At 67.4% G+C, this 26,218-nt stretch carries 23 protein-coding genes; 16 read left to right on the top strand and 7 right to left on the bottom strand.

Annotated features, from left to right (window positions below):
• Positions 1-111: 111 nt before the first annotated feature.
• The 3 genes from QUW25_RS00415 to QUW25_RS00405 form a co-directional block, all read right to left on the bottom strand.
• On the bottom strand, positions 112-711 hold the full coding sequence (locus QUW25_RS00415) for an indolepyruvate oxidoreductase subunit beta (protein WP_289510260.1): 600 nt from the start codon (positions 709-711) through the stop codon (positions 112-114).
• Positions 712-714: 3 nt separating this feature from the next.
• Positions 715-2,484 carry a thiamine pyrophosphate-dependent enzyme gene (locus QUW25_RS00410; RefSeq protein WP_289510259.1) on the bottom strand — a complete coding sequence of 590 codons (1,770 nt, stop codon included), beginning with the start codon at positions 2,482-2,484 and terminating at the stop codon, positions 715-717.
• Positions 2,485-2,567: 83 nt separating this feature from the next.
• The gene (locus tag QUW25_RS00405; protein ID WP_289510258.1) at positions 2,568-4,205 is read right to left on the bottom strand and encodes a class I adenylate-forming enzyme family protein; all 1,638 of its coding nucleotides are present in this window, start codon (positions 4,203-4,205) and stop codon (positions 2,568-2,570) included.
• Between the two features lie 530 nt (positions 4,206-4,735).
• Here QUW25_RS00405 and QUW25_RS00400 point away from each other — a divergent pair.
• From QUW25_RS00400 to QUW25_RS00370, 7 genes are all read left to right on the top strand, one after another.
• Complete coding sequence (locus tag QUW25_RS00400; protein ID WP_289510257.1) at positions 4,736-5,407, top strand: response regulator transcription factor; 672 nt, start codon at positions 4,736-4,738, stop codon at positions 5,405-5,407.
• A gap of 147 nt (positions 5,408-5,554) precedes the next feature.
• Positions 5,555-6,583: a sensor histidine kinase gene (locus QUW25_RS00395; protein WP_289510256.1), complete on the top strand. Its 1,029-nt coding sequence runs from the start codon at positions 5,555-5,557 to the stop codon at positions 6,581-6,583.
• A gap of 134 nt (positions 6,584-6,717) precedes the next feature.
• Positions 6,718-7,497, top strand: a complete 780-nt coding sequence (locus QUW25_RS00390; protein WP_289510255.1) for an ABC transporter ATP-binding protein — start codon at positions 6,718-6,720, stop codon at positions 7,495-7,497.
• Positions 7,487-9,598: an FtsX-like permease family protein gene (locus QUW25_RS00385; protein ID WP_289510254.1), complete on the top strand. Its 2,112-nt coding sequence runs from the start codon at positions 7,487-7,489 to the stop codon at positions 9,596-9,598. Before QUW25_RS00390 ends, QUW25_RS00385 begins: the two co-directional genes overlap by 11 nt.
• Before the next feature lie 263 nt (positions 9,599-9,861).
• Positions 9,862-10,425 (top strand): PTS sugar transporter subunit IIA, encoded by a 564-nt coding sequence (locus QUW25_RS00380; RefSeq protein WP_289510253.1) that lies wholly within the window; start codon positions 9,862-9,864, stop codon positions 10,423-10,425.
• Between the two features lie 75 nt (positions 10,426-10,500).
• Positions 10,501-11,070, top strand: coding sequence for a PTS sugar transporter subunit IIA (locus tag QUW25_RS00375; RefSeq protein ID WP_289510252.1), 570 nt, complete (start codon positions 10,501-10,503; stop codon positions 11,068-11,070).
• Positions 11,071-11,187: 117 nt separating this feature from the next.
• Positions 11,188-12,279 (top strand): glycerol dehydrogenase, encoded by a 1,092-nt coding sequence (locus QUW25_RS00370; protein ID WP_289510251.1) that lies wholly within the window; start codon positions 11,188-11,190, stop codon positions 12,277-12,279.
• Positions 12,280-12,985: 706 nt separating this feature from the next.
• Here the strand turns inward: QUW25_RS00370 and QUW25_RS00365 are convergent.
• The 3 genes from QUW25_RS00365 to yqeC all read right to left on the bottom strand — a co-directional run bounded on the left by QUW25_RS00365 (position 12,986) and on the right by yqeC (position 16,098).
• Positions 12,986-14,347: an ATP-binding protein gene (locus QUW25_RS00365; RefSeq protein ID WP_289510250.1), complete on the bottom strand. Its 1,362-nt coding sequence runs from the start codon at positions 14,345-14,347 to the stop codon at positions 12,986-12,988.
• Positions 14,347-15,060: a LytR/AlgR family response regulator transcription factor gene (locus QUW25_RS00360; RefSeq protein WP_289510249.1), complete on the bottom strand. Its 714-nt coding sequence runs from the start codon at positions 15,058-15,060 to the stop codon at positions 14,347-14,349. The genes QUW25_RS00365 and QUW25_RS00360 overlap by 1 nt, the downstream gene beginning before the upstream one ends.
• 381 nt (positions 15,061-15,441) lie before the next feature.
• Entirely contained in the window at positions 15,442-16,098 is a 657-nt protein-coding gene (yqeC, locus tag QUW25_RS00355) for a selenium cofactor biosynthesis protein YqeC (RefSeq protein ID WP_289510248.1), read from the bottom strand.
• 124 nt (positions 16,099-16,222) lie between these two features.
• Here yqeC and QUW25_RS00350 point away from each other — a divergent pair, with 124 nt between their 5' ends.
• The 9 genes from QUW25_RS00350 to QUW25_RS00310 all read left to right on the top strand — a co-directional run bounded on the left by QUW25_RS00350 (position 16,223) and on the right by QUW25_RS00310 (position 25,539).
• Positions 16,223-17,386: a double-cubane-cluster-containing anaerobic reductase gene (locus tag QUW25_RS00350; protein ID WP_289510247.1), complete on the top strand. Its 1,164-nt coding sequence runs from the start codon at positions 16,223-16,225 to the stop codon at positions 17,384-17,386.
• Between the two features lie 15 nt (positions 17,387-17,401).
• Positions 17,402-18,187, top strand: coding sequence for an acyl-CoA dehydratase activase (locus QUW25_RS00345; RefSeq protein ID WP_289510246.1), 786 nt, complete (start codon positions 17,402-17,404; stop codon positions 18,185-18,187).
• A 72-nt stretch (positions 18,188-18,259) separates the two neighbouring features.
• Positions 18,260-18,901, top strand: coding sequence for a sulfurtransferase-like selenium metabolism protein YedF (gene yedF / locus QUW25_RS00340; RefSeq protein ID WP_289510245.1), 642 nt, complete (start codon positions 18,260-18,262; stop codon positions 18,899-18,901).
• A 19-nt stretch (positions 18,902-18,920) separates the two neighbouring features.
• Entirely contained in the window at positions 18,921-19,196 is a 276-nt protein-coding gene (locus QUW25_RS00335) for a DUF3343 domain-containing protein (RefSeq protein WP_289510244.1), read from the top strand.
• Positions 19,197-19,221: 25 nt separating this feature from the next.
• Positions 19,222-20,370 (top strand): aminotransferase class V-fold PLP-dependent enzyme, encoded by a 1,149-nt coding sequence (locus tag QUW25_RS00330; RefSeq protein ID WP_289510243.1) that lies wholly within the window; start codon positions 19,222-19,224, stop codon positions 20,368-20,370.
• A gap of 296 nt (positions 20,371-20,666) precedes the next feature.
• Positions 20,667-22,553, top strand: coding sequence for a selenium-dependent molybdenum cofactor biosynthesis protein YqeB (gene yqeB / locus QUW25_RS00325; RefSeq protein WP_289510242.1), 1,887 nt, complete (start codon positions 20,667-20,669; stop codon positions 22,551-22,553).
• A complete protein-coding gene (locus tag QUW25_RS00320; protein ID WP_289510241.1) occupies positions 22,550-23,566 on the top strand; it encodes a FecCD family ABC transporter permease in 1,017 nt (338 codons plus the stop codon). The genes yqeB and QUW25_RS00320 overlap by 4 nt, the downstream gene beginning before the upstream one ends.
• A 60-nt stretch (positions 23,567-23,626) precedes the next feature.
• On the top strand, positions 23,627-24,445 hold the full coding sequence (locus QUW25_RS00315; protein ID WP_289510240.1) for an ABC transporter ATP-binding protein: 819 nt from the start codon (positions 23,627-23,629) through the stop codon (positions 24,443-24,445).
• Complete coding sequence (locus QUW25_RS00310; protein WP_289510239.1) at positions 24,442-25,539, top strand: ABC transporter substrate-binding protein; 1,098 nt, start codon at positions 24,442-24,444, stop codon at positions 25,537-25,539. Before QUW25_RS00315 ends, QUW25_RS00310 begins: the two co-directional genes overlap by 4 nt.
• A gap of 131 nt (positions 25,540-25,670) precedes the next feature.
• Here the strand turns inward: QUW25_RS00310 and QUW25_RS00305 are convergent, their stop codons facing one another.
• The gene (locus QUW25_RS00305; protein WP_289510238.1) at positions 25,671-26,207 is read right to left on the bottom strand and encodes a nucleoside-triphosphatase; all 537 of its coding nucleotides are present in this window, start codon (positions 26,205-26,207) and stop codon (positions 25,671-25,673) included.
• Positions 26,208-26,218: the final 11 nt, after the last annotated feature.

Genomic DNA, 26,218 nt, shown 5'->3' with positions numbered 1-26,218 from the left:
AGAACCGTCGGCCCGCGTCCCCGCCTCACAAGCGGGGACCCTTCCCGACGCTCCGCGGACAGAAAGCGTCGGGAAGGGTCCCCAATCCCCAAATCAGCGGGCGAGAGCAGCCTAGCGGGCGGCTCCGCGCAGCGCGGCGTCACGGCCGGCGTCAAAGGCCGCGAGGTTGGCCTCCACCGTGGCCGGCGGCACGCAGGCGCGCACGGCGTTGCGCCAGAGCTCGGCGTCGAAGGGCAGCGCCGTGGAGAGTGCGCCCACGAGCACCACGTTGGTGGAGCGGGGCGAGCCGAGGCCGCGCGCGATCACGCCCGCGTCCAGCAGGTGGGCGCCCAGCTCGCGCAGGCGCTCGTCCACGCGCTCGGGCATCGTGAAGTTGCCGATGTTCACGGAGACGGGCGTGATCTCCTCGTCGTTTACGAACATGCGGCCGCCCTCGGCGAGGTAGTGCTGGGCGCGCAGGGCCTCCACGGCCTCAAAGGCCACCACCACGTCGGCGCAGCCGTCGTCGCAGACCATGGTGGAGACGTGCTCGCCCAGGCGGATGACGGTGCTCACGGACCCGCCGCGCTGGCTCATGCCGTGTATCTCGGAGACCTTGACGTCAAGGCCGGCCCCGGCGGCCACGCTCGCCAGCAGCTTGCCCGCGAGGATCGTGCCCTGGCCGCCCACGCCCACGAGGAGGATGGTCTTGGTTCCGCTGAACTTCTCCATTGCTTACTCCTTCGTGATGCAGCCGAACGGGCAGGACTGGACGCACTGGTCGCACCCAACGCACTGCGTGGGGTCGATTGCGGCCGTGCCGTCCTTGGCGCGCCCGAGGGCGGGGCAGCCGATCTTGATGCACTGGCCGCAGGCGCGGCAGTCACGAATGGTGGGCAGCTTGCCGCGGCTGCGGTCGATGAGGCGGCACGGCGCCTTGAAGACGATGACGGAGAGGCGGTCGGTCGCGGACGTGGCGGCCTTGAGGGCCGAGCGCACGGCCTGGAGGTCCTGCGCGTCAACCTCGACCACGTCCTCGACGCCCATAGCGCGGCACAGGGCGAGAAGGTCGAGCGCCTTGCCGGTGGGGTTGTCCAGCGGCCCGATCTTGTGCGAGCTGTCCGTGAGGGTGACGCCGTTCACGGGGTTGCCCTGCGTGCCGGTCATGGCCGTGGTGCGGTTGTCCAGGATGCAGAGGGTGCCGGTGCCGCCGTTGTAGATGGTGCCGAGCATGCTCGTGATGCCGGAGTGCGCGAAGGTGGAGTCGCCGATCACGCCCACGACGGGACGGCCGGTGCGCTCAGCGGCGCCGGCGAGCTCCATGCCGTGCGCCATGGAGAGCGAGGCGCCCATGTCGATGACCGTATGGCACGCGCCGTAGGGCGCGACGGCGCCGAGCGTGTAGCAGCCGATGTCACCGGTGACGATGGCCTTGAGGCGGCGCAGCTCGCAGAAGACGAGGCGGTGCGGGCAGCCGGGGCAGAACGCCGGCGGGCGCGGCGGCAGGTCCGTGGCGGGCGCGCGGTGCGTGGGCTGCTCCACGCCAAAGGCGGCGCGGATGAGCTGGGGCTTGAGCTCGCCGGCCACGGGCAGGGCCCCGGCGGGCGGCTCGGCCAGCTCGATGCCGAGGGCACGGACGCGCGAGGAGAAGTAGTCGCTCGCCTCCTCGATCACGTAGCATGCGTCGACGGACGCGGCAAAGTCGGCGAGCGCGCGGGCGGGCAGCGGCCAGGCAAGGCCGAGCTTGAACGTGGACGCCTCGGGCAGCGCCTCGCGGACGTGCTGGTAGACGGCACCGGCGCAGATGACGCCGATCTTCTCGCTGTGGCGTTCCACGTGGTTGAACGGGCAGGTCTCGGCGTACTCCTCGAGAGCGGCCTGGCGCTCGTCCACCACGGCGCGGCGCTTGACGGCGTTGGCCGGCATCATGACGTACTTGGGGATGTCGTCCGCGTAGTCGCGCGGCGCCACGGCCTCGCGCGCGCCGGCGGCCGCCACGAGCGTGCGGGTGTGCGCGATGCGCATGGTCTCGTGCAGCATGACGGGCGTGTCAAAGCGCTCCGAGAGCTCAAAGGCGGCGCGGGCCATCTCGTAGCAGTCCTGCGAGTCGGCCGCGTCGAGGCAGGGGATGCGGCCGAAGGCGGCGTAGAAGCGCGAGTCCTGCTCGTTCTGGGACGAGTAGCAGGAGGGGTCGTCCGCGGCGAGAAGGACCAGGCCGGCGTTCACGCCGGTGGACGCTGCGGCCATGAAGGGGTCGGCGGCAACGTTGACGCCCACGTGCTTCATCGTGACGAGCGAGCGCACGCCGGCGATGGCGGCGCCGAGGCCCACCTCAAAGGCGACCTTCTCGTTGGGGGACCACTCGCAGTAGACGTCGTCCTTGCGCACGAGGGCCTCGAGCGTCTCGGTGGACGGCGTGCCGGGGTAGCCCACGCCAACGGCCACGCTGGCCTCCCAGGCACCCTGGGCGATGGCCTCGTTACCGGACATGAGGTGCTTCTCCATGTCTCTCCTCTCCTGTGACGAAGGGACAGTCCCTTTGTCACGTTTCACGCTTGATGTTACGAAGGGACTGTCCCTTCGTAACATTAGTGGCGGGTTTCGCGGGCAACGAGGGCGTCGGCCCCGTACTTCGCGCGAAGCGCCGGCTTCTCTATCTTGCCCGTGGGGTTTCTCGGCACGGGCGCAAAGATGATCTTGCGGGGCCGCTTGTAGCGCGGCAGCCCCTTGCAGTAGCGGTTGACCTCGTCCTCCGTGAGGTCGGCGTGCTCGGGCTTGGGCTCGATGATGGCGCACGCGATCTCGCCGAGGCGCTCGTCGGGAAGTCCTATCACGGCCACGTCGTGGATCGCGGGGTGGCCCATGAGATAGTCCTCTATCTGCACGGGGTAGAGGTTCTCGCCGCCCGTGATGATGACGTCCTTCTTGCGGTCCACCAGCCAGTAGAACCCGTCGGCGTCGCGCCGGGCCATGTCGCCGGTGTGCAGCCAGCCGTCGATGAGCGTCTCCGCGGTGGCCACGGGGTCCTTGTAGTAGCACTCCATGAGGCCGGGGCCGCGCACGCAGAGCTCGCCGACCTCGTCGGTTCCCAGCTCAAGGCCCTTCTCGTCCACGATCTTGCACTCCCAGCGGTAACCCGGCACGCCGATGGCGCCCACGTGGTCGATGTTCTCGAGCCCCAGGTGAACGCAGCCCGGGCCCATGGACTCCGAGAGGCCGTAGTTGGTGTCGTAGGCGTGGTGCGGAAAGACCTGGCGCCAGCGCTGGATGAGGCTCGCCGGGACGGGCTGCGCACCAATGTGCATGAGGCGCCACTGGTCCAGGCGGTAGTTTGAGAGGCGCACCGTGCCCTCCTCGATGGCAACGAGGATGTCCTGAGCCCAGGGAACGAGCAGCCAGACGATGGTGCACCCCTCGTTGGAGACGGTCTCGAGCACCGTCTTGGGAGAGACGCCGCGCAGCAGCACGCCGCGCCCGCCCACGAGCAGGCTGCCCATCCAGTGCATGCAGGCGCCCGTGTGGTAGAGCGGCGGGATGCAGAGAAACACGTCGTCGTGCGTCTGCCCGTGGTGGCGCTGCTCCATCTCGGCGGCCTGCGTGAGGCTCTCGTGGTGGTGCAGGATGGCCTTGGGGAAGCCCGTGGTGCCGGAGGAGAAGTAGATGGCGGCGTCCTCGTCCTCGGAGAGCGGGACGAGCGGGTCTGCCGAGGAGCAGAGGCTCGCCAGCTCGCGGTAGCTCTCCGCCCAAGTGGGGCAGTCGTCGCCCACGTAGAAGAGCAGGCGGCCCGCCTGGATGCGGTCGACGATCTCCTCCACGCGGCCGATGAACTCCGGGCCAAAGACCAAGATGTCCACGTCGGCCTTGTCCAGGCAGTACTCGATCTCGTCCGCGGAGTAGCGGAAGTTGAGCGGCACCACCGTGGCGCCGGACTTGAGGACGCCAAAGTAGAGCGGCAGCCACTCGATGCAGTTGTAGAGCAGGATGGCCACCTTGTCGTCCTTGCGTACGCCGCGGGAGAGAAGCAGGTTGGCAAAGCGGTTGGCCTTCTCGTCAAAGACCGACCACGTCATCTCGCGGCGGAACGGCTCGTCCTCGGTGGTCTCCACGAGGTCGTAGTCGCGCCAGGTGATGTGGCGGTTCTCGCGCCGCTCGGGGTTGACCTCAACGAGGGCCACCTCATTGGGGTACTTCTCGGCGTTGGCGCGCAGCATGTCGACGATGGTCATGGGGTGCCTTTCGGTCTTGTCGCACAGTCCTCATATCATAGCCCGCCTGCGGCCGGGCGCGCACGGGCGTAACGCGCGCGTGACGTGGGGGGCGCGGTGCGGCAGTGCCGGGCCGCGCGGGATACGACCCCTGGTACAGTCGACGAGTTATCTCGAAAGGGGCGGCTCCCATACGGCCCCTTGTCCCAATACGGCAAGTTCTGGGTTTCTTGCCGTCCCGCGCTTCCCGTAAGGCCGGATTCGTAATGTTTCTCCTGGTATTGGGGCAAATCTTTTATGTCTGCGCCAGGCAAGGTGGGGCAAACCACCCAGATGGGGCGAGAAGGGCGTCATATGAGCACGCTCTTCTCGCTTGTGGGGCAAAGATTTGATATGGACCGATAAGCGCATCAAACATTTTGCCCAAAACCAGGTGGTGCGTGACGGGGCCGCTTTCCTCGCGGGCCCGGGGCGCGGCGGGAGCCATCGCCCGCCCCCTGTGCTACCCTCGTGGCAAGATGGCGAGAAGAACCTCGGGCGGGGAGGTGCCCATGAGACGGCTTTTGGTGGTGGAGGACGACGCGCGCCTGCGCGACGAGCTCTGCGTCCTGCTCGAGCGCAACGGATATGAGGCCGTGGCGCTCACGGACTTCTCCGATACCGTGGGGCAGGTTCTTTCTGCCTCGGCTGACCTGGTGCTTCTTGACCTCAACCTGCCGGGGGTGGACGGGCAGTACGTCTGCCGCGAGGTGCGCCGCGCCAGCTCCGTGCCCATCATCGTGGTCACGAGCCGCGACAACGACATGGATGAGCTGCTCACGCTCTCCCTTGGCGCGGACGACTTTGTGCCCAAGCCCTACAACGACCAGGTCCTTCTTGCCCACGTGGCAACCGTGCTCAAGCGCAGCTACGGCGAGGGCGCCGCCGCGGCGGAGATCTCTCACGGCGGCGTCACGCTGGACACCGCGCGCTGCCGCGTCACCCACGAGGGGCGCGCGGCGGAGCTCACCAAGAACGAGCTGCGCATCCTGGCACTGCTCATGCGCAACGCCGGCGCGGTGGTCTCCCGTCAGCGCATGCAGGAGGAGCTTTGGGCCTCCGACGAGTTTGTGGACGACAACACGCTCACCGTGAACGTGAGCCACCTGCGCGCGACGCTCGCCAAGATTGGCGTTGAGGACTTTGTGCTCACCAAGCGTGGCATGGGCTATCTGGTGGAGTAGTGGTGGCGGGGCGGGTGATGACAAAGGCGATGACAAAGGTGACAGGGTAGTTTGTCATGAAGCCGTTCATGACAAACTACCCTGTCACCTTTGTCATCGCCTCTGCCACCAAACTGCCCCGCCATATCAAGAGGAGGAGAAAAGAGCATGGGCTTTGGCGCATACATCGCCGACCGGCTGGTCCCGCTCGTGGTGGGCGTGATGGCGCTCGCGTTCTGCGCGCTCGTCATGAGCGTCTACGGGCTCGACGCTGCGGCCGTCGCCTTTGTCTGCGCGGTCCTGGTGATTGCGGCCGCCCTTGCCCTGCTGCTCGACTGGCTGCATCGGCGCGCCTTCTACCAGCGGATCTCTGACATGCTGGATGCCCTGGACGAGACATACCTCGCAACGGAGCTCGTCGAGCGCCCGGGCTTTCTTGAGGGCGAGCTCTTCTACGACGCGCTCGACCGCGAGTCCAAGGCCATGCGCGACCGCATCGCCTCCGCGCGCAGGCGCTCGCGCGAGTATCGCGAGTACGTCGAGACCTGGGTGCACGAGATCAAGACGCCCATCGCCGCCGCGCACCTCATAGCCAAGAACAACCCCTCGCCCGAGGTTGACGCCATGGATGCCGAGGTAGATGCCATTGAGGGCTACGTCGAGCAGGCGCTCTACTACTCGCGCGGCACGTCGCTCGAGAAGGACCTTCAGATTCGCGAGGTCCTTCTCGCCGAGGTGGTGCGCGACGCCCTTCGCCACAAGGCCCGCACGCTGATTGGCGCGCATGTGGCGCCCGAGCTGGGCGAGCTCGACTACACGGTGCGAGCCGACCCCAAGTGGCTCTCCTTTGTGATAGGCCAGGTGCTCGTGAACGCGGCAAAGTACCGCGGCGAGAAGGACGGGAGCGGTTGCGTGCGCATCTCGGCGGCGCGCCGCGAGACGGGCCTCGACTCCTGGGAGACTGTGCTCTCCATCGCCGATGACGGCGTGGGCATCCCGGCCTCGGACGTGGGGCGCGTCTTTGACAAGGGCTTCACCGGCGAGAATGGCCGTCGCTTTGCGCGCTCCACCGGCATGGGGCTCTATCTCGTGCGCGAGCTCTGCGACAAGATGGGCATCTCCGTGTGGCTGGAGTCCGAGGAGGGCGTGGGCACTACGGTCCACCTCGCCTTTCCCGACATGGTCGACCGCGGGTGAGGCAAGGGGGGACAAGGGGGGACGGCGGCAACCTTGCGAAAGCGTAAGGTACGGATAAGCCCCTTCGATGGCGCCGTTCTTCTCGTTTAGCGAGTATGGTCGTGTACCAGAGGCCATACACGAGAGGAGCCGTAATGGCACCAGCTCACACAGAACCGGTCCTTTCTTGCCAGAACGTCGAGAAGCTCTACGGCAGCCGCTCCAACGTCACGCGTGCCCTCGACGGCGTGTCCTTTGACGTGGACGCCGGCGAGTACCTTGCCATCATGGGCCCGTCCGGCTCGGGCAAGACCACGCTGCTCAACTGCATCTCCACGATCGACCGCCCCACCTCGGGCCACATCTACGTGGACGGCCAGGACATCACGGCGCTGCGCGCGCACCAGCTCTCGAAGTTCCGCCGCGAGCGCCTGGGCTTTGTCTTCCAGGACTCCAACCTGCTCGACACCCTCACCGCGCGCGAGAACATCGCGCTGGCCCTCACGATCAACCACGCGCCCGCCCGCGACGTGCCCGCCCGCGTGGAGGAGGTCGCCGCACGCCTGGGAGTTGCGGAGGTGCTCGACAAGTTCCCGCACGAGATGTCCGGCGGCCAGAAGCAGCGCGTCGCCGCGGCTCGCGCTATCGTGACCAACCCGTCGCTGGTCCTGGCCGACGAGCCCACCGGCGCCCTGGACTCCAAGAACTCCCGTCGCCTGCTCGAGAGCTTTGAGACGCTCAACGCGGACGGCGCCACGATCATCATGGTCACGCACGACTCCTTTGCCGCGAGCTACGCGCGTCGTGCCCTCTTCCTCAAGGACGGCCGCGTCTGGAACGAGATAGTCCGCGGCTCCAAGACGCGCAAGGACTTCTTCAACGAGATCATGGACGTCGTGTCCTTCCTGGGAGGGGAGGGCGCAGATGTACGCTAAGATCGCGCTCGGCAACGTCCGCAAGTCCTTTCGTGACTTTGCGGTCTTCTTCCTCACGCTGGCCTTTGGCGTCTGCGTGTTCTACGCCTTCGGCTCCATCACGGACCAGGCCGCCGTCATCCAGATGGGCGAGGACCAGCGCCGCATGGTGCAGGCGCTCGCGGACATCCTCTCCGGCCTCTCCGTCTTTGTCGTCATCATCCTCGGGTTTCTCGTGGTCTACGCCAACCGCTTCCTCATCCGGCGGCGCAAGCGCGAGTTTGGTATCTACCTCACGCTGGGCATGGACATCGCCCACGTCTCGTGGATCGTCGTCATAGAGACGCTCACGGTGGGCGTGGTCGCGCTCGCGGTGGGGCTGCTTCTGGGCCTTGCGCTCTCGCAGGTCATGATGTACGTCACGGCGGGGCTCTTCGAGGCCACGATCAAGGGCTTCGCCTTCGCGTTCTCGCCGGCCGCCGCGCTCTCCACGGTGGCGTGCTTCGCGGGCATCTTCCTCGTGACGCTCGTCTTCAACGTGACCACGGTCAGCCGCTACAAGCTCATCGACCTCATCAACGCGGACAAGGTGAGCGAGAAGGTCCGTCTGCGCAGCCTGCCGCTCTCCGTGGTGCTCTTCCTCGTGTCGCTCGCGCTCATCGGTGTGGCGTACAAGACGCTGCTCGAGCACGGCATGATGGAGGAGGGCCCGTACTTTGCCATCGCAACGGGCCTGGTCACGGTGGGCACGCTGCTCTTCTTCTTCTCGATCTCCGGCTTTGCCCTGCGCGCGCTCCAGGCGAGCCCGCGCGCCTACCTCTCCGGCCTCAACATGTTCGTGATGCGCCAGCTCAACAGTCGCATCAACACCGCGTGGCTCTCCATCTCCCTGGTCTGCGCGATGCTCTTCCTGGCCATCTGCGGCGTGTGCACGGGCTTCTCGGTGGCCACGGGCATGAACGAGAGCCTGCGCGTGGGCACGCGCTACGACATGTCGCTCGTGAGCTACCCCATGGGCATGGCCTCGGCGCTCGTCTCCGCCGATCCCGAGGAGGGCCCGGCCGCGGCGGACGGCTACGACGCCATCGCCCGCCTGCGCGCGGACATCCCCAACTACGACGAGCTCTTCCGTGACGCCGCGCAGGTCAACCAGTATACCTATGACGCCGAGGGCAACCCGATCGTGGGCACCACGGTGGAGGAGCTCTTTGCCAACACGGACTTCACGGGCAACGCGACCATGCAGACCATGATGCAGGGCAACACCGACCAGCGCCTCGTCATCGTGCCCGTCTCTGAGTACAACGTTCTGGCCCAGATGACTGGCGAGAAGAACGTGGAGCTTGCGGACGACGAGTGCCTGCTCTGGAACGACATGTCGTCCCTGGACGAGCTCTGGGAGGCCGTGATCGCGCAGAACCCCGAGGTCGAGGTCGCCGGTCAGACGCTGCACTTTGCCGACGAGCCACTCGCGCACCTGCCCTTCTCGGACACGAGCGCCGGCGGCACGGTGTCGGGCGCGCTCATCGTTCCCGACGAGCTGGTCCCGGAGGGCATTGGCCCCACCTCGACCGTGGTGAACCTCATGTACAACGGCGAGCGCACGGAGGTGGAGCCCGCCGCCGTCGCCGCGATCGACGAGGCCTACGGCAACGTCATGAACCAGGGATCCACGCTTGACGCCTGGCCGGTCTGGATGAGCACGACCGCCCAGAGCCTGCTCGACCAGTCCTCCGGAACGACCGTCGTGGTCACCTACCTGGCCATCTACATCGGCGTGGTCCTGCTCGTGTGCTGCGCGACGGTGCTCGCCCTGCAGCAGCTCTCCGAGGCGGCGGACAACGTGGGCCGCTACCGCGTGCTCTCCGAGCTCGGCGCCGAGAAGCGCATGGTGAACCGCGCCCTTCTCGCCCAGATTGGCGTGTACTTCCTCTTTCCGCTGGTGGTAGCCGTGGCGCACGCGGCGGTGGCGCTCTCCGTGGTGAACGACATCGTGGCGCTGCTCACGGGCTTCCAGATTGGCACGGCGCTTGCGGGGACGGTGGCCTTTGTGGTGGCGCTCTACGGCGGCTACTTCCTCGTGACGTACCTCACCTCGCGCGGCATGCTCTCCCGTGCGTAGGTCGCTCGGCGTTACTCCCTCCCAAACCTGCACTTCTCGCCGTGAGATGAAGGTTTGAGCGGCATTAAGCAACCTGAACCCTCCCAAACCCACACTCTGGCGAGAAGAACGTGGGTTTGGGAGGGTCTACGGCGCGCAGCGGCGAGAAGGGCGTCCGCCCGGGCGGCCACTGGCCGAATGTAAATTCTATTATTGCCGCAAGAGCGGGTACCATTGACAGGAGGAAAGGGCTCGCGCCTACCCCCGCGGTCAAGGAGGAAACCATGGGACTGATCGATAAGCTCAAGAGCAAGTTCGTCTCGGCCGACGGCACGTTCAACCCGCCCGACGCCTCGTTCGCCACCCGTCCGGACACCGTCTATGCCCCCGTCTCGGGCGTCATCATCCCGCTTGAGGAGGTCAACGACGAGGTCATCTCCGCCGGCCTCATTGGCAACGGCTACGGCATCCTGCCCACGGGCACCGGCGTTCTCTACGCCCCGGTCAACGGCCGCATCGCCGCCACCACGGTGACCAACCACTCCATCGGCATCGCCACGCACGATGGCATCGAGGTCCTCATCCACATTGGCATCGGCACCGTCAACATGAACGGCAAGGGCTTCAGGCGCTTTGTCGAGTCCAACGACGAGGTGCGCGCCGGCCAGGTCCTCATGACCTTTGACGTGGACGCCATCAAGTCCGCTGGCTACGACGAGGTCGTCGCCTGCGTTGTCTCCAACCCGGACGCCTTCAAGAAGATCCGCCACGTGGGCGCCTCCGGCACGCTCATCGGCGACCGCCCGCTCGTCAAGGTTGGCGACCCGCTGCTCACCGTCAAGAAGTAGCCGTACGGCGCACAAACGCTATCGGTTGCTACGGGCGTCAGAAGGCGCTCGTGGCGCATGTAAAGGGGGTACACAATGGGACTCTTTGAGAAGATTAAGAGCAAGTTCGTCTCTGCTGACGGCAAGCTTACGCCGCCGCCTGCCTCGTTCGCCACGCGCCCGGACACGGTCTACGCCCCGCTCACAGGCATGCTCGTAAGCCTTCAGGAGGTCAACGACGAGGTCATCCCTGCCGGCCTTCTCGGCGTTGGCTACGGCATCGTGCCCACCACGAGCACGGGCGTCATCTACTCACCGGTCTCCGGTCACGTGGGCGCCACCACGGTGACCAACCACTCGATCATTATCGCCGCCGATAACGGCATGGAGGTCCTCGTCCACGTGGGCATTGGCACCGTGAACATGGGCGGCAAGGGCTTCACCGCGCTCGTCTCCATGGGCGACGAGGTGGTTGCCGGCCAGCCGCTGCTCGCCTTTGACGACGACTCCATCAAGCTCGCCGGCTATGACGACGTGGTCACCTGCACGATCACCAACGCGGACAAGTTCGACCGCGTTGACCGCGTGGGAGACTCGGGCACCCTCATCGGCGGTCGCCCGCTCGTCAAGATCGGCGACCCGCTGCTCGTTGTTCGTAGCGAGTAGCGCGCCCTTCTCGTCCGCCTTTTGCCGAGAGGTGCATGATGGGCGCAGCGTCTGGGGAACAATAGGGGCGGAGGCCAAGGGGTCTCCGCCCCGTTTCTTTGTCTGAGAGGAAAGAGCATGGCACGTATCTTCATCAGCCCCGGCAAGTACGTCCAGGGCCCCGGCGAGCTGGCCCGTCTTGGCGAGTACGCCAAGGCCTACGGCACCCATGCGCTCGTGGTCATCTCCGAGGGCGGCCTGCGCCGCTCCGGCGACGTCATCACGGCGAGCCTTGATGCCGCCGGCGTGGCGCACACCTACGACAACTTCAACGGCGAGTGCTCCCAGGCCGAGATCGACCGCCTTGTGGAGGTGTTCCGCACGTCCGGTGCCGACTTTGTGGCGGGCGTGGGCGGCGGCAAGATCTTCGACACTGCCAAGGCCGTGGCCGCGGCCGTCGACGTGCCCGTGGTCATTGTGCCCACCATCGCCGCGACCGACGCCCCGTGCTCCGCGCTCTCCGTCATCTACACCGACGACGGCCAGTTCAAGGAGTACCAGTTCTTCAAGCAGAACCCCAACCTCGTCCTCATGGACACCGACGTCATTGCCAAGAGCCCGGTGCGTCTGACGGTCTCTGGCATGGGTGACGCGCTGGCCACCTACTTCGAGGCGCGCGCTTGCCGCCGCTCCGATGCCACCACCTGCGCCGGCGGCCACGTGACCGAGGCCGCCATGGCCCTCGCGCAGCTCTGTTACGAGACGCTCATCTCCGACGGCCTCAAGGCCAAGCTCGCGCTGGAGGCCGGCGCCTGCACCGAGTCCGTCGAGAAGATCATCGAGGCAAACACCCTGCTCTCCGGCCTGGGCTTTGAGTCCGCGGGTCTTGCCGGCGCTCATGCCATCCACAACGGCATGACCGCGATGCCCGAGACCCACGCCTACTACCACGGCGAGAAGGTCGCCTTTGGCACGCTGACGCAGCTCGTGCTGGAGAACGCCGACGAGCTCTACGAGGTGCTCGACTTCTGCGTGGAGGTTGGCCTGCCGGTGACGTTTGCCCAGCTCGGCGTTGAGGATGCGAGCTACGAGCGCGTGCTCGAGGTGGCCAAGCTGGCCTGCGCGCCCAGCGACACCCTCGGCAACATGCCGTTTGAGGTCACGCCCGAGAAGGTCGCCGCGGCCATGCTCGCCGCCGATGCCTACGGTCGCGCCGCGCTGGCAGAGTGAGGGTTCGGTTCGCATTGGATTTTGGGCGCCGGCTCGTGGTTTGCGGGCCGGCGCCCGTCCTGCTTGCGGGATTTGGGCCTTCGTGTAGCGCCGGGCGGCCGCGTGAGGGAATCTGCCGCTTCGTGTAGCGTCTTTTCTGAGGTGCACGCGGGGTTGTCGTTCTCGCTAACTGGCCTTTCTCTTCCAAGGCTCCCTGTCTCGCTCCGCAAACCAAGCATTTGCCCAATTTGAGCGCTACACGAAGGCCCAGATTCCCTCACGCGGCCGCCCGGCGCTACACGAAGGCCCAAATCTCGATCATGGTGACCTGTTGAGTAATCGACGGGAGAGGTCTCTTTGCGGCCTGAAGCTCCAAGAAGTCGCTTCAGGCTCTGCGGTGCGTGCTTCTTGCACCGTTTTGAGAGGTTTTGGGTTTCTCGCCTTCCTGCGCTTGCCCGGATGCCCTTTCCGGGACCTTTTTCGAGTTTTGGGGCAAATGTTTTATGTCGCGGGGCTGTGACGGCTGCCGGGCGGCGGGGCGGACTCGCGTTTGCCCAGTTGTTGCTGGCGAGAAGGGCGTTCCTTTCGCCGCGTTTGCCGTTTTGCATCAAACTTTTTGCCCAAAACCGGGGGGGTGCGTGCGTGGCCAGGCGCGGCGGTGGGTGCGTGCGGGGCTGGGCGCGGCGGCGGGAGCGTGGGCCGAGGGGGGCGTGGGCCCCGTCGGCCCCTACGCCAGTGGGATCATCACGTCCAGCATGAAGGCCCCGCCTTCGGCCACGGCCGAGAAGGAGCCCCCGTAGCGCTCGGCAATCTGGCGCATGGAGCGCGTGCCATAACCGTGATTGGCACGGTCCGCCTTGGTGGTCTCGGGCAGGCCGTCGGCACCCATGACCAGCGTATCGTCGCAGTAGTTCTCCACGTGGATGGCTGCCACGCCCACGATGGCGCGCACGGTGAGCGAGATGGAGCGCCGTGCCGGGTCGTCGAGCCTGCTCACGGCCTCGATGGCGTTGTCGAGCGCGTTGCCAAAGAGCGCGTAGAGGTCAGCGGGCGCCATCCCCGCCAATGCGCTTCCGTCGGCGATGCACGTAAGGGTGATGCCGCGCTGCTCGCAGACGAGGCTCTTCTCGGTGAGGATGGTGTCCAGGGCCTCGTTTCCCGTCTTGACCGCGGAGTCGTACACGCTCACCTCGCGCTCGATGTCGTCGAGCACGCGGGCGTCAACCGCGGCGCCCCCGCCGGCGAGCGAGCGAATCTGGTGCTTGATGTCGTGGCACTTGATGTTGATGGCCTCGATGTTCTCGCGGCTCATCTGGTACTGCCGCTCGCGCTCGGCAAGCAGGCGCTCGGTAGCCGCCATGTCCTGCTCGAGGTGCCGCCGGTAGAGCAGGACGTACTCCATCGCAAGGGTGAAGACGCACGCGAGCGCGTGAAAGAGCCGCAGCACCACCACGTACCCCAGCGCGAGGCCCTGCTCGCCGAGCAGCTTGATCGTGAGGTCAAACCCAATGACCACAAGCGACACCACCGCCATCATGGCGAGCATCGAGCGGTCCTCAACCTGCGAGAGCCCCTCGCTGCTGATCTTTCTGCCCACGAGCAGGTAGCACGGCACAAAGACGGCCACGGCGCTCAGCCCCCACGTGACAAGGGCGACCATGGGATCGCGCGGGTTGACGCCAAGGAGCGGGAGCAGGGAAAAGACCAGCTCGCCGGTACCGGAGGCAAGGTTTTGCGCGGTGTAGCCCGCCGTGGAGCAGAAGAGCGCCACCCACACGCTCGTCTCAAAGAGTGCGTACACGCCCACGGTGCAGCCCACGAGGACCATCGAGAAGAGCGCGAGCTGCAGCAGCGCCGAGCCAACGGGGGAGGGGTCTCCCACGTGCAGGCCCGCCGCCACGAAGAGCGCAACACCCGCCGCCCAGAGGGCCAGCAGCAACGTGAGGCGGCGGGCAAAGCCCCTTCGGTGCGGCAGCTGCCAGGAGAAGAGTGCGATGCCCACCGCCATTCTCGCCGAGAGCGCGAGGATGCTGATGAGGTCGTAGGGGAGCCCGGCGAGGGTCAGCGCCGTATTGCCCGCCGCGCCCATCAGATGCTCCCGCCCACGTAGCGGGTCAGCGCGTCGAGCGCGTCCTTGCGGCGTCGACGCGAGATGGGCAGCTCGTCCCCGTTGCTCATCACCACGGACTCGCTCCGAATGAGCCGAAGCTGACCCATGTTGACGAGGTAGCTCGCGGAGATGCGGCAGAAGCGCTCGCTGCCGAGCCCCTCTGCCACGGCCGTGAGCGTGCCGCGCGCGTGCAGCGGCTCCGACTCGCCCGTGACGTGCCAGCAGAGGTCGTGCCGAAAGATCTCCACGTAGATGATGTCGCGCTGGGCGACCACGCGAACGCCGTCGGCGGTGGGGACGGCAACCGTGCGCTCTGCGTTGCGCTCTATCACGCGCATCGCGCGGCCCATGCGCAGGGAGAAGTCCTCGTACTCCACGGGCTTGACCATGAAGTCGAGCGCGTCCACCTGGTAGCCGCGCACGGCGTACTGGGCGAGATCGGTCACAAAGATGATGGGCGTCACGGTGTCCGTCTGGCGCATGACCTCGGCGGCCTCCATGCCGCTGATGCCGGGAAGCCCTATGTCGAGAAACACGATGTCGGCCGTGGGGCGACGCTCGAGAAACTCAAGGGCGGAGGAGAGCGCCTCAACGGAAAACTCCGCGCCGCGCTCCGCCCCAAAGCGGGCGAGGTGTGCGCGCAGGACGTCCGCGGCGGCCGGGTCGTCCTCGACGATGAGCGCTCGATACATGGTCGCCTCCCGGTGTGGAAAAGGGCCATCCCCTTTTCACAGTCTAGCGGTTGTGACGGGCGTCGGAGTTGGCCGTCACGTTGCCTCCGGCCCGTCGCCCTTGTCCAAAGGGGCTGGGTTTTGGGTTTCTCGCCCCTCTGCGCTCCCGAGGGTGCCGCCTCCGGGGCCTTTTTGCGAGTTTTGGGGCAAATGTTTTATGTCGCGGGGCTGTGACGGCTGCCGGGCGGCGGGGCGGACTCGCGTTTGCCCAGTTGTTGCTGGCAAGAAGGGCGTTCCTTTCGCCGCGTTTGCCGTTTTGCATCAAACGTTTTGCCCAAAACCAAGGGGGTGCGAGCGGGCCCCGGCTCTCCACGGACAACGGGGGTGCGGCGAGGTCTGGCGCTAGAGTCGGCGGGCCCAGCCGGTCTGGACGCTGCCCACAAGTGCCGGTATGGCGAGAAGGGCCTCGAGCTCGCGTGCCGCCCCCGCCGCCGCGTCCGCCTGGTTGACAAGCGCCACGTCACCGAGGCCCTCGGCGTTGGCCGCCCGCGCGACGAGCTCCGGCGTGGCGACGTCCTCCGGCTTGCAGTCGGCCAGCTCGCAGAAGATCTCCGGGCGATGGACCTTCTCGGCAACGGGCCGTCCGAGCCCGAGCGCGCCCAGCACGAGGATCGTGCGCGCGGTGCACGGCGGAATCACGGGCTCCCAGGCGGCGTGCGCCTTGAGGGGGAGCCGCCGGGCGCCGTCGGCCTCCACGAGCACGTGGTCGGCGAGGGACGCCAGCGCATCAATGCCCAGCTCAGGCGCCACGAGCTTGTTCTTCTCGCCGTACGACCCCACGCAGACCACGCGCGAGGTGGCAAGGGCCGCAGCAACCTCATCGGCGCTGGGCGAGACCAGCAGCGGCACGCCGGCAAACGGCAGGATGTGCGTTGTGGTGGTGAGCACGACCGTGCCCGGCAGCTCACGCGCAAGTGCCGCGAGGAGCGACGTCTTGCCGCCGCTGCCCACGACCGATGTCACGCCGGGCCCAACGCCCAGGGGCTCTGCCAGTGCCATGTCTCTCCTCCTCGAGGATATCCTACCGTTCGGCGCATTGTAGTTTTCAAAATACAACGCTGCATTACTCTTTGTTTGGGTGCCTAACCGATTTTCGGCAAACGTTGTCGCTCAAGGAGGGGACATGTCCACGACCACCGCACTCGAGCTCCCGCGCACGTTCGAGGAGTTCAACGAGCAGCGCCGCCAGAGCTTCCTCAAGGTGAAGGACTTCAAGCAGGCGGGCGGCCGTCTGGTGGGATACCTCTGCAGCTACACGCCGCTTGAGGTCATCGACGCCGCGGGGGCCTCCGGCGTGGGACTCTGCGGCACCTCCGACGAGGTCATCCCCGCGGCCGAGGAGGTCCTGCCGGCCAACCTCTGCCCGCTCATCAAGTCGACCTACGGCTTTGCGTACTCGCAGAAGTGCCCGTTTACGCACTTCAGTGACCTCATCGTGGGCGAGACCACCTGTGACGGCAAGAAGAAGATGTACGAGCTGCTGAACGAGCTCAAGCCCACCTACGTGCTGCACCTGCCGCAGGGGCGCTCGCGCGAGCACGAGCGCGAGGGCTGGTACCAGGAGGTCGTTGGCCTCAAGCAGGCACTCGAGCGTCTCTACGGCATCCAGATCACCGATGACTCCCTGCGCGAGGCCGCGCGTCTGCGCAACCGCCTGCGCCGCGCGATTCTGGCCCTCTACGACCTGCAGCGGAGCGTGCCGCCCGCGATGAGCGGCGTTGAGCTCATGAGCACGATGTTTGCGGGCACGTTCAACTTTGACGTGCGCGCGTACGTGGAGAGCCTCGAGCGCCTGTGCGAGCAGCGCCGTGCGGAGGCCGAGGCGGGCGGCAGTCCCATCAGCGCGTCCGCCAAGCGTATCCTCATCACCGGCTGTCCCGTAGGCGGCGTCATCAACAAGGTGGGCGCCACCATCGAGAAGAACGGCGGCGTGGTGGTCTGCGAGGACGACTGCTCTGGCGAGCGAACCAACCGCTTCATGGTGGACGAGGACGCGCCAGACATCCTGCGGGCCATTGCCGAGCGCTACCTCAAGATCAACTGCTCCGTCATGACCCCCAACGACGACCGCTTTGCCGCAACGCTCGAGATGGCCAAGAAGTACCAGGTGGACGGCGTGATCGAGTGCGTGCTCACGGCGTGCCACACCTTCAACGTTGAGTCCGCGCGCGTGGAGCGCGCCGTTGAGGGCGCCGGCATCCCGTACATGAAGGTGGAGACCGACTACTCCGCCGGTGATATGGGTCAGCTCGAGACGCGCATCGCCGCGTTCATTGAGACGCTGTAGGGAGGCGAGAAGGACGTGCCGGCTGGGCGCCTGGGCATAGGCGTTGACATCGGCTCCACGGCCACGAAGGTCGCCGTGGTGGATGCGGGCGGTAAGCTCGTGCGCACCGAGCTCATGCCCACGGGCTTCTCCAGCGTGGATGCTGCCGGGCGCGCTCGCGCAGCGCTCGAGACGTGGAAGGGAGACAGCCCCTTTTCCGCGTTCGGCACGCGCGTGGTGGCAACGGGCTACGGACGCGTGGCGGTGCCGTATGCGGACAAGGTTGTGACCGAGATCACCTGCCACGGCCGCGGCGCCGCGTGGCTCTTTGGGGCCGACGGCACCGTGATCGACGTGGGCGGCCAGGACACCAAGGTGATTCGCCTGCGCGGCGCTCGCGTGGCCAAGTTTGTGATGAACGACAAGTGCGCGGCGGGAACCGGTCGGTTTCTGGAGATCATGGCGGATCGTCTGGGCGTGTCCCACGGCGAGCTCTCGGCGCTGGCGCGCGCGGGCGAGCCGACGCAGATCACGAGCATGTGCACCGTGTTTGCGGAAAGCGAGGTCATCAGCCTCGTGGGCCGCGGGGAGCCGCGGGAGAACATCGCGCGCGGCGTGATCGAGAGCGTTGTTGGCCGCGTGGCAACGCTCGTGGGGTCTGCGGGTGGCGCGACGCCGTACTATCTCACGGGCGGGCTCTGCGACAACGAGCTAGTGGTCGAGCTGCTGGGCGAGAAGCTCGGCGCGCGCGTGAGCACATGCCCGGAGGCGCGCTTCGCCGGCGCCATTGGCGCAGCGCTCGTGGCGCAGGAGCTGGAGTAGGCTGTACGAGACGCGGGTTGAGGTTCTTCTCGCCCGCTGAGCGAGGCCCGGACGGGCCGGATGGGAGACAACATGGCAGAGACGGTGCTCACGATTGACGCGCGGGGCGAGGCGTGCCCCATCCCCGTGGTGCGAACCCTCAAGGCGCTGGGCGCGCTCGCGGGCCCGGGCAGCGTGGAGACCCTTGTGGACAACGAGATCGCGGTGCAGAACCTCACGCGCATGGGCGAGGGCAAGGGCTGCACGGTGGCGAGCGAGCGGTTGGGCGAGAAGGAGTGGCGCGTGACCGTGACCACGTCCGTGGCGCTGGGCGTGAGCGACGCAGAGGCGGAGTCGGCTACGTGCGAGGTGCCGGTGCCGGGCGCGGCAGCTGCGCGCAAGAACGTGGTGGTGGCGATCACCTCCGAGTGCATGGGCGTCGGCGACGACGTCCTCGGCAAGAAGCTCATGGGGAGCTTCGTCTACTCGCTCACGCAGCTCGACGAGCTGCCGGCCTGCGTGCTGCTCTACAACGGCGGCGCGCATCTCAGCTGCGAGGGCTCGGCGGCGCTCGAGGACCTGCGCGGCCTTGCGGCCTCCGGCGTGGAGGTGCTCACCTGCGGCACCTGCCTCGACCACTACGGCATTGCGGACACGCTGGCCGTGGGCGAGGTCACCAACATGTACGTGATCGCGCAGCGGCTCACCGGCGCGAGCCTCGTGGTGAGGCCGTAGGGCCGGCGGGCGACGGGCGATGGCGCGCGTGCGGGTGCCGTCTCTGGTGGTGACGTTTCCCACCACGGCGGCTGCGATGTCATGTGAGGAGTGCTGCGAGCGGCGCGGCCTGGGTGGGCGGATGATCCCGGTGCCCGGCGAGATCTCCGCTGGCTGCGGTCTGGCGTGGAAGACGGCGCCGGAGGCTCGCGAGGAGCTGGCTGCCGCGCTGGCCGCCGACGGCGTGCCCGTGGAGGCCATGACCGTGATCGAGCTCCTCGAGTTCCGTTGTTACGAAGGGACAGTCCCTTCGTAACATTTGCGAGAAGGACGTGGGGTCGATGATCTATCTCGATAACGCGGCGACGACGATGCGCAAGCCGCAGGAGGTCGTGGACGCCGTCGTGGAGGCGATGGGCTCGCTTGGCAACGCGGGCCGCGGGGCCTCGGCGGGCGCGCTCGACGCGGGGCGCGTGGTGCTGCGCTGCCGCGAGGCGGTGGCGGCTCTTCTGGGCTGTCCGCGCGCCGACCACGTGTGCTTCTCGGCAAACTCCACCGCTGCCCTCAACGCGGCGCTGTCCGGGCTGGTGGGGCCGGGGGACCGTGTGGTGACCACGGTGCTCGAGCACAATTCCGTGCTGCGCCCGCTCGCGCGCCTTGCGGACGAGCGGGGGGTTGAGGTTGCCTACGCCGGCTGCGACGCGCACGGGTTTCTCAACATGGAGGAGCTTGAGCGCCTGGTCACGCCGGGCACGCGCCTTGTGGCGGTGACGCACGGCTCCAACGTGACGGGCAACCTCGTGGACGTGGCCCGCGTGGCCAAGATCGCGCATGCCGCGGGCGCTCTTGTGCTGGTAGACGCCTCGCAGACCGCCGGAGCCGTGCCGCTGGACATGACTGCCATGGACATTGACGTGGTGTGCTTCACCGGGCACAAGGGCATCATGGGTCCGCAGGGTACGGGTGGCATGGCGGTGGCAGAGGGCATAGGCATGCGGCCGTGGGCCGAGGGCGGCTCCGGCGTGCACTCATTTGAGCGCCGACATCCGCAGGAGTGGCCCACGCGCATGGAGGCGGGGACGCTCAACGCGCACGGCCTTGCGGGCCTAGCTGCCGGAATAGCGTTTATCGAGAAGAACGGTGGGCCCGCGGCGGTGGGCGCTCGCGAGCACGAGCTGGCGCGGCGACTGTGGGAGGGTGTGCGCGACGTGCCGGGCGTGACGGTCTACGGCGGCTGGCCTGTGGCGCCCGAGCGCTGCGGCTCCATCGTGGCGCTCAACGTGGACGGCCTGGACTCCGCCGAGGTTGCCGACGCGCTGTCCGCGGGCTGGGGGATAGCCTGTCGCGCCGGTGCTCACTGCGCGCCGCTCATGCATCGCGCCCTGGGGACCGAGCGGCGGGGCATTGTTCGACTGAGCTGCGGCTGGTTTAACACGGAAGAAGAGGTTGATGTGGCAGCCGCCGCGGTCCGCGAGATTGCCGCGGGGTGACTGCGCGTTGGGGTATGTACACAGTTTAAAGTCTTTCTCGGCAGACCGGCGAGAAGAACCGCAGGTCAGGGCGTTGCGAGAAGCACATCAAAACTGCAATAGTGTACATACCCTCCAGGCAGCGCCGCTTGGCGGGGCAGGGCAACCGCTGGGGTTGGCAGTCGGGCCGCTCGCCGCATTGCGAAAGGGCCAAACTTTTTGTGAGGTATACTAACCAGAAGAAAGACCTAGAATGACGTACAGCGTTACATTTTCAAAAATATAACGCTGAAGAGGGGGTTTCTCAGATGTTGGTCGTGATTCGAGGAGCAGGGGACATTGCCTCGGGCATCGCCCTGCGCCTGTACCGCGCGGGCATGCAGGTCGTGATGTGCGACCTCGCGGTGCCCACGTCCATCCGGCGCACCGTGTGCTTCTCGGAAGCCATCCGCCTGGGAGAAGTCCGCGTGGAGGACGTGCGCGGTGTGCTCTGCGCGGACGCCGCTGCGGCGCGTGCCGTCGTGGCCGCGGGCAACGTTGCTGTGCTCGTGGACCCGGAGGCCTCCTGCGTGCGCGGCCTCGCGCCGGACGTGCTGGTTGACGCCATCCTGGCCAAGCGCAACCTCGGCACCGCGCGCGACATGGCACCCATTGTGATCGGCGTGGGGCCCGGATTCACCGCGCGCGAGGACTGCGACGCCGCTGTGGAGACGATGCGCGGCCACTACCTGGGGCGCGTTTACTACGAGGGCTCTCCGATCCCCAATACGGCGGTGCCCGGGCTCATCGGTGGCTACGCGGGGGAGCGTGTGATGCGCGCGCCGGCGGACGGCGTCTTCGAGCCGTGCGTGGAGATCGGCGCGCAGGTGGCGGCCGGTGACGTGTGCGCCACGGTGGCCGGCGAGCCCATGCGCGCCACTATCGACGGCGTGGTGCGGGGGCTCCTGCAGGCGGGCGTTCCCGTGCGCAAGGGCATGAAGTCCGGTGACGTTGACCCGCGCTGCCACCCGGAGTACATCAAGAGCTCGTCTGACAAGGCGCTCGCTGTGGGCGGTGGCGTTTTGGAGGCCATTCTCGCCCTCTCTGGTGTGCTTGCCGAGAAGAACGGGCGGGTTCCGGACGTTTCCGGCGCCGAAACCGTCCGCACGCCGCCCGCAGCCACTAGCGGGCAGGTTCCGGACGTTTCTACCGAGAAAACCGTCCACACGCCGCCCCTAAACGGCTCGTTCTCGGACGCGGGCTTCGTCTCCGCGCTTGTGGCCGAGCTCGCCGTCGGCCGCCACGTTGGGCTGGCGAGCCTGCTCGCCACAAGCGGGTCGATGCCGCGCCACGAGGGCGCGCGCCTTGCCGTGACGGCGGACGGCCAGCTCATCGGCACCGTTGGCGGGGGAGCGATCGAGCAGCTCGCCATCGAGCGCGCTCGCGCGGCTCAGGCTGGCTCCGCGCCCGTCCTCGAGTGGTACCACACTGGCGACGCGATGGCCTGCGGTGGGGACGCCCTACTCGCCGTCCGCACGCTCACAGCCGACGACCTGCCCATTCTTCTTTCCGTGCGAGATGCGCTCGAGCGCGGGGAGGCCGTGTCCGTGGAGGAGCGCTGGGACAGCCCAGCTGCGCCAACGCTGACCCTTTCCGCAGCGCCGTGCCCCGCTCACCCCAGCTGGGACGAGACGACAATGACCTACCGCGAGACCGCCTCCGCGACGAGCCGCCTGCACGTCTTTGGCGCCGGGCATGTGGGTGCGGCCCTGGTGGGGCTTGCCGCCGCCGCGGGATTTGAGGTCCACGTCTACGACGACCGCCCGGAGCTTGCCACGTGCGAGCGCCTGCCGCAGGCAGCGTCCGTGACCTGCGGCTCGTTTGACGAGCTTGCTGCAAGCGCCACCATTGCCCCGTACGACTCCGTCGTCGTTCTCACGCACGGGCACGCCTACGACGAGACGGTTCTTCTCGCCGTGCTGACCCGCGACATCCAGCCCGCCTACGTGGGCTGCATTGGCAGTCGCCGCAAGGCCGCCCTCGCGCGCGAGCATCTCGCCGCTGCCGGCGTGCCGCAAGAGCGCATCGACGCCGTTGCCATGCCCATTGGCCTGGCCATCGGTGCCGTCACGCCATCGGAGATCGCGCTTGCCATCACGGCGCAGCTCGTCCGCCGTCGCGCCGAGCGACGCGGCGAGGGGCCGGGGAAGGGCGAGCGAGCATGAGCGCCGCCCTGCGCAGGCATTCCGGCCGCGTCATCGCCCTTCTCGGCGTGCTGCTGGTTGCCGCCGTGCTCGTATCTTTGGCGCTGGGGCGCTATCCCATCGGCCCGGCAGACGCGCTCGAGCTGCTTGCCTCGCGCGTGGCACCCGGCCTCGGCGACTTCTCCGCGCAGCAGGAGACGCTCTTCTTCAACGTGCGCCTGCCGCGCATCCTACTCGTGATTCTCGTGGGCGCGAGCCTCTCGGCGGCTGGCGCGGCCTTTCAGGGCATCTTCCAGAACCCGCTCGTCTCGCCGGATTTTCTCGGCGCCTCTCAGGGCGCGGCGCTGGGCGCGTGCGTGGCCATCCTTGCCGGCGCGGGCTCGCTTGCGATTTCTACCTCGGCCTTTGTGACCTCGCTCATTGCCGTGGGCATCGTCCTTCTGGTGAGCGGGCGGGCGCGCGGCAACCGCATCCTTGTGACGGTGCTCGCCGGAATCATGGTGAAGTCGCTCTTTGAGGCCGGCGTCTCTTACACCAAGCTTGTCGCCGACCCGTCCAACCAGCTGCAGGCCATCACGTTCTGGCTGCTCGGCTCCTTCAGCGGCGCCAAGGCGGCGGACCTCGCGCTGGCGGCCGCGCCCATCGCGATTGGCCTTGCCGGCCTCATGGCCATGCGCTGGCACCTCAACGTCCTCACGATGTCCGACGACGAGGCGCTCTCCATGGGCGTCAACGCCCCGCGCGTGCGCGCCGTGGCCGTGCTCTTCTCGGCCCTTGTGACCGCTGCGAGCGTGGCGGTCTCGGGACTCATCGGCTGGGTGGGACTCGTGGTGCCGCACCTTGCGCGTGGCCTCGTGGGCAGCGACTACCGGCACCTCCTGCCGGCCAGCATGCTCGCGGGCGCGACGTTTCTGCTGGTGGTGGACGACATCGCGCGCCTTGCGCTCACGGCAGAGATTCCCATCGGCATCCTCACGTCCGTGGTGGGCGCGCCGTTCTTCCTGTGGCTCATCGTGAAGAGGGGGCGCGGCTGATGCGGGCGAGAAGAACCTGGCGCTCCGGCCACGCGGCGGGCGAGAGGGGGCGCGGCTGACATGAGCTTTGAAATTACCGGCCTCAGCTTCTCCTACGGCGACCATGCGGTTCTCGAAGGCGTTGACCTCTCCGTTGCGGACGGCGAGCTCGCGTGCGTGCTCGGGCCCAACGGCGTGGGCAAGACCACGCTCTTCCGCTGCATCCTGGGCCTCGAGCGCCCGCGCGCGGGGACCATCCTCGTGAACGGCCGGCCGCTCGACGAGCTCTCCGTGGCCGAGCGCGCCCGCGAGATGGCCTTTGTGCCCCAGAGCCACGCACAGGTCTTTGACTACGAGGTGCTCGACGTGGTGCTCATGAGCGCGGCGTCACGCCTGGGGCCGCTGCGCGCGCCCGCCGCGTCCGACCGTGCCCGCGCCGAGGAGGCGCTCGAGCGCGTGGGCGTGGCGCACCTCGCGCACCGAAGCTTCATGCAGGTCTCGGGCGGTGAGCGGCAGCTTGTCCTTATCGCCCGCGCCATCGCGCAGAACGCGCGCTCGATTGTGATGGACGAGCCCACGAGCGCGCTTGACTTTGGCAACACGGCGCGCGTGATGGCGGTGGTGCGTCGCCTGGCGAGCGAGGGGCTCTCGGTGATCGCGTCCACGCACGCGCCCGACTTGGCGTATCTCTACGCGGATACGGTTCTTGCGCTTGACAACGGGCGCGTGCGCGCGTGCGGCTCCCCGGCCGACGTCATCACGGGGCCGCTCCTGAGCGAGCTCTACGGTCTGCCCGTGGAGGTCAGCTCACTTTATGACGATAAGGTGCGCGCCTGCGTACCTACGGAAATGTTACGAGGGGACAGTCCCTTCGTAACATCGGGAAGGGGGAAGAGATGAGGAGAAGAACGTTCTTGTCGGCGCTTGCGGCGCTTGCGGTGGCGGTGTCGCTTGGGGCGTGTGGCGGCGAGCCGGCCGCGCAGCAGTCCGAGCAGCAGCCCGCGGAGGAGCAGGCGACCACGCGCGTGGTTACGGATTCGCTCGGGCGCGAGGTGGAGATCCCTGCCGAGGTCGAGCGCATCGCGGCGTCCGGGCCGGTGGCGCAGCAGGTGCTGCTCACGGTGGCGCCCGAGAAGATGGTCGGCCTCTCCGGCGAGCTCACGGACGAGCAGCTTGCCTATCTGGGCGAGGACCTGGCTGACCTGCCCGTCTTTGGTCAGATTTACGGTGGCAAGGGCGACTTCAACCGTGAGGCGGTGGCCGCGGCGGACCCGCAGCTGATCATCGACATCGGTGAGGCCAAGGACTCGCTCACCGAGGAGCTGGACACGCTGCAGGACCAGATTGGCATCCCGTGCGTGCACATCGACTCGACCGACCTCCACAGCTACGCTGACCTCTACGACCAGCTTGCGGACATCCTGAATTCCGAGAAGGCCGCTGAGCTCGCGGAGTACTGCCGCGACGCCGTTGCCGAGGTGGAGTCCGTCGTGGCGGAGGTCCCCGAGGACGAGCGCCCGCGCGCGGCGTACCTGCTCGGTGACACGGGCACCAACGCGATGGCGCGCGGCGGCTTCCAGTCCGGCATCATTGACCTGTGCTCCGAGAACGTCGTGGTGGTGGACAACCCGTCGTCCAGCGGCAAGGGCAACGAGATCGGTCTCGAGCAGATTGCGCTCTGGGACCCCGAGCTCATCGTCTTTGTTGGCGACTCGATTTATGACACCGTTGGCGACGATCCCGCCTGGGCGGAGATGACGGCTATCAAGTCCGGCAACTACTTCCGCGCGCCGAGCGTGCCGTACAACTGGATCTCCATGCCGGCGTCTGTCAACCAGATCATTGGCCTGCAGTGGTACGCGCGCCTGTGCTACCCGGACCGCTTTGACGACGACCTGCGCGACGTGGTGGGGGAGTACTACCAGCTCTTCTACGGTCACGACCTCACGGACGAGGAGTACGACGCCCTGATGCGCGGCGCCGTGCGGGAGTAGTATCCGGCGAGGGGCAAAAATAACGGGCACAGGTGACTTCATTTTGCTGTCGGGGACTTCGTTTTCCCAGTTGGCAGTTTCTCTGAGGTCGACCTGTGCCCGTTAATTTTAGGCGGGCCTGACAAGCCGCTCTAGAGAATGGCACCTCGAAGGCGCTCCGCACCGGCCTCATCCGGCCGGATGAGCTCGACGGAGTGCCAAGCGGGGCTCAGGTGAGCGGCAGCCTCCTCGGCGAGCGAAGAGCGCACGACCACGAGGGCGTTCGGCCAGGTGGGAGTGGGCCCGGCAGCAAGAAGGGCGAGCCCCTCGGTGAGACCGCTGCCGCGCCGCAGCTCAAGGGGGCCAATCTCATCGATGACGAGAAGGCCGGGAGCGCCCCCCGAGTCAGACGACAGTCCAGCCAGGTGCTCGTTCACGCGCGCGAGCGCCGTGGCGTCAAACTCCCAGCCTAGGCCGGCCGAGCACCCATGCCTGACCGGCGTGGCAAGAAGAACGCGCTCGCGTGTGGGCAAGAGCACGTTCTCGATCCCAACCTTCTCGCCGTCGCGCCACACGCCGGGCGCGAGTGCGCCGCGCACGGGCACGCCCGCCGCCTCGAGCTCGCGAACGCGTGCCTCGAGCCACGTGGTCTTGCCCGTCCGGATGTCTCCGGTGAGAATGAACAGCATGTCGTCTCCAA

This window comes from Thermophilibacter provencensis (genome assembly GCF_030372065.1).
GTDB classification, from domain to species: domain Bacteria; phylum Actinomycetota; class Coriobacteriia; order Coriobacteriales; family Atopobiaceae; genus Thermophilibacter; species Thermophilibacter provencensis_A.
The sequence above is the reverse complement of the archived record's forward strand: the minus strand, read 5'-3'. Positions and strand labels throughout refer to the sequence as shown.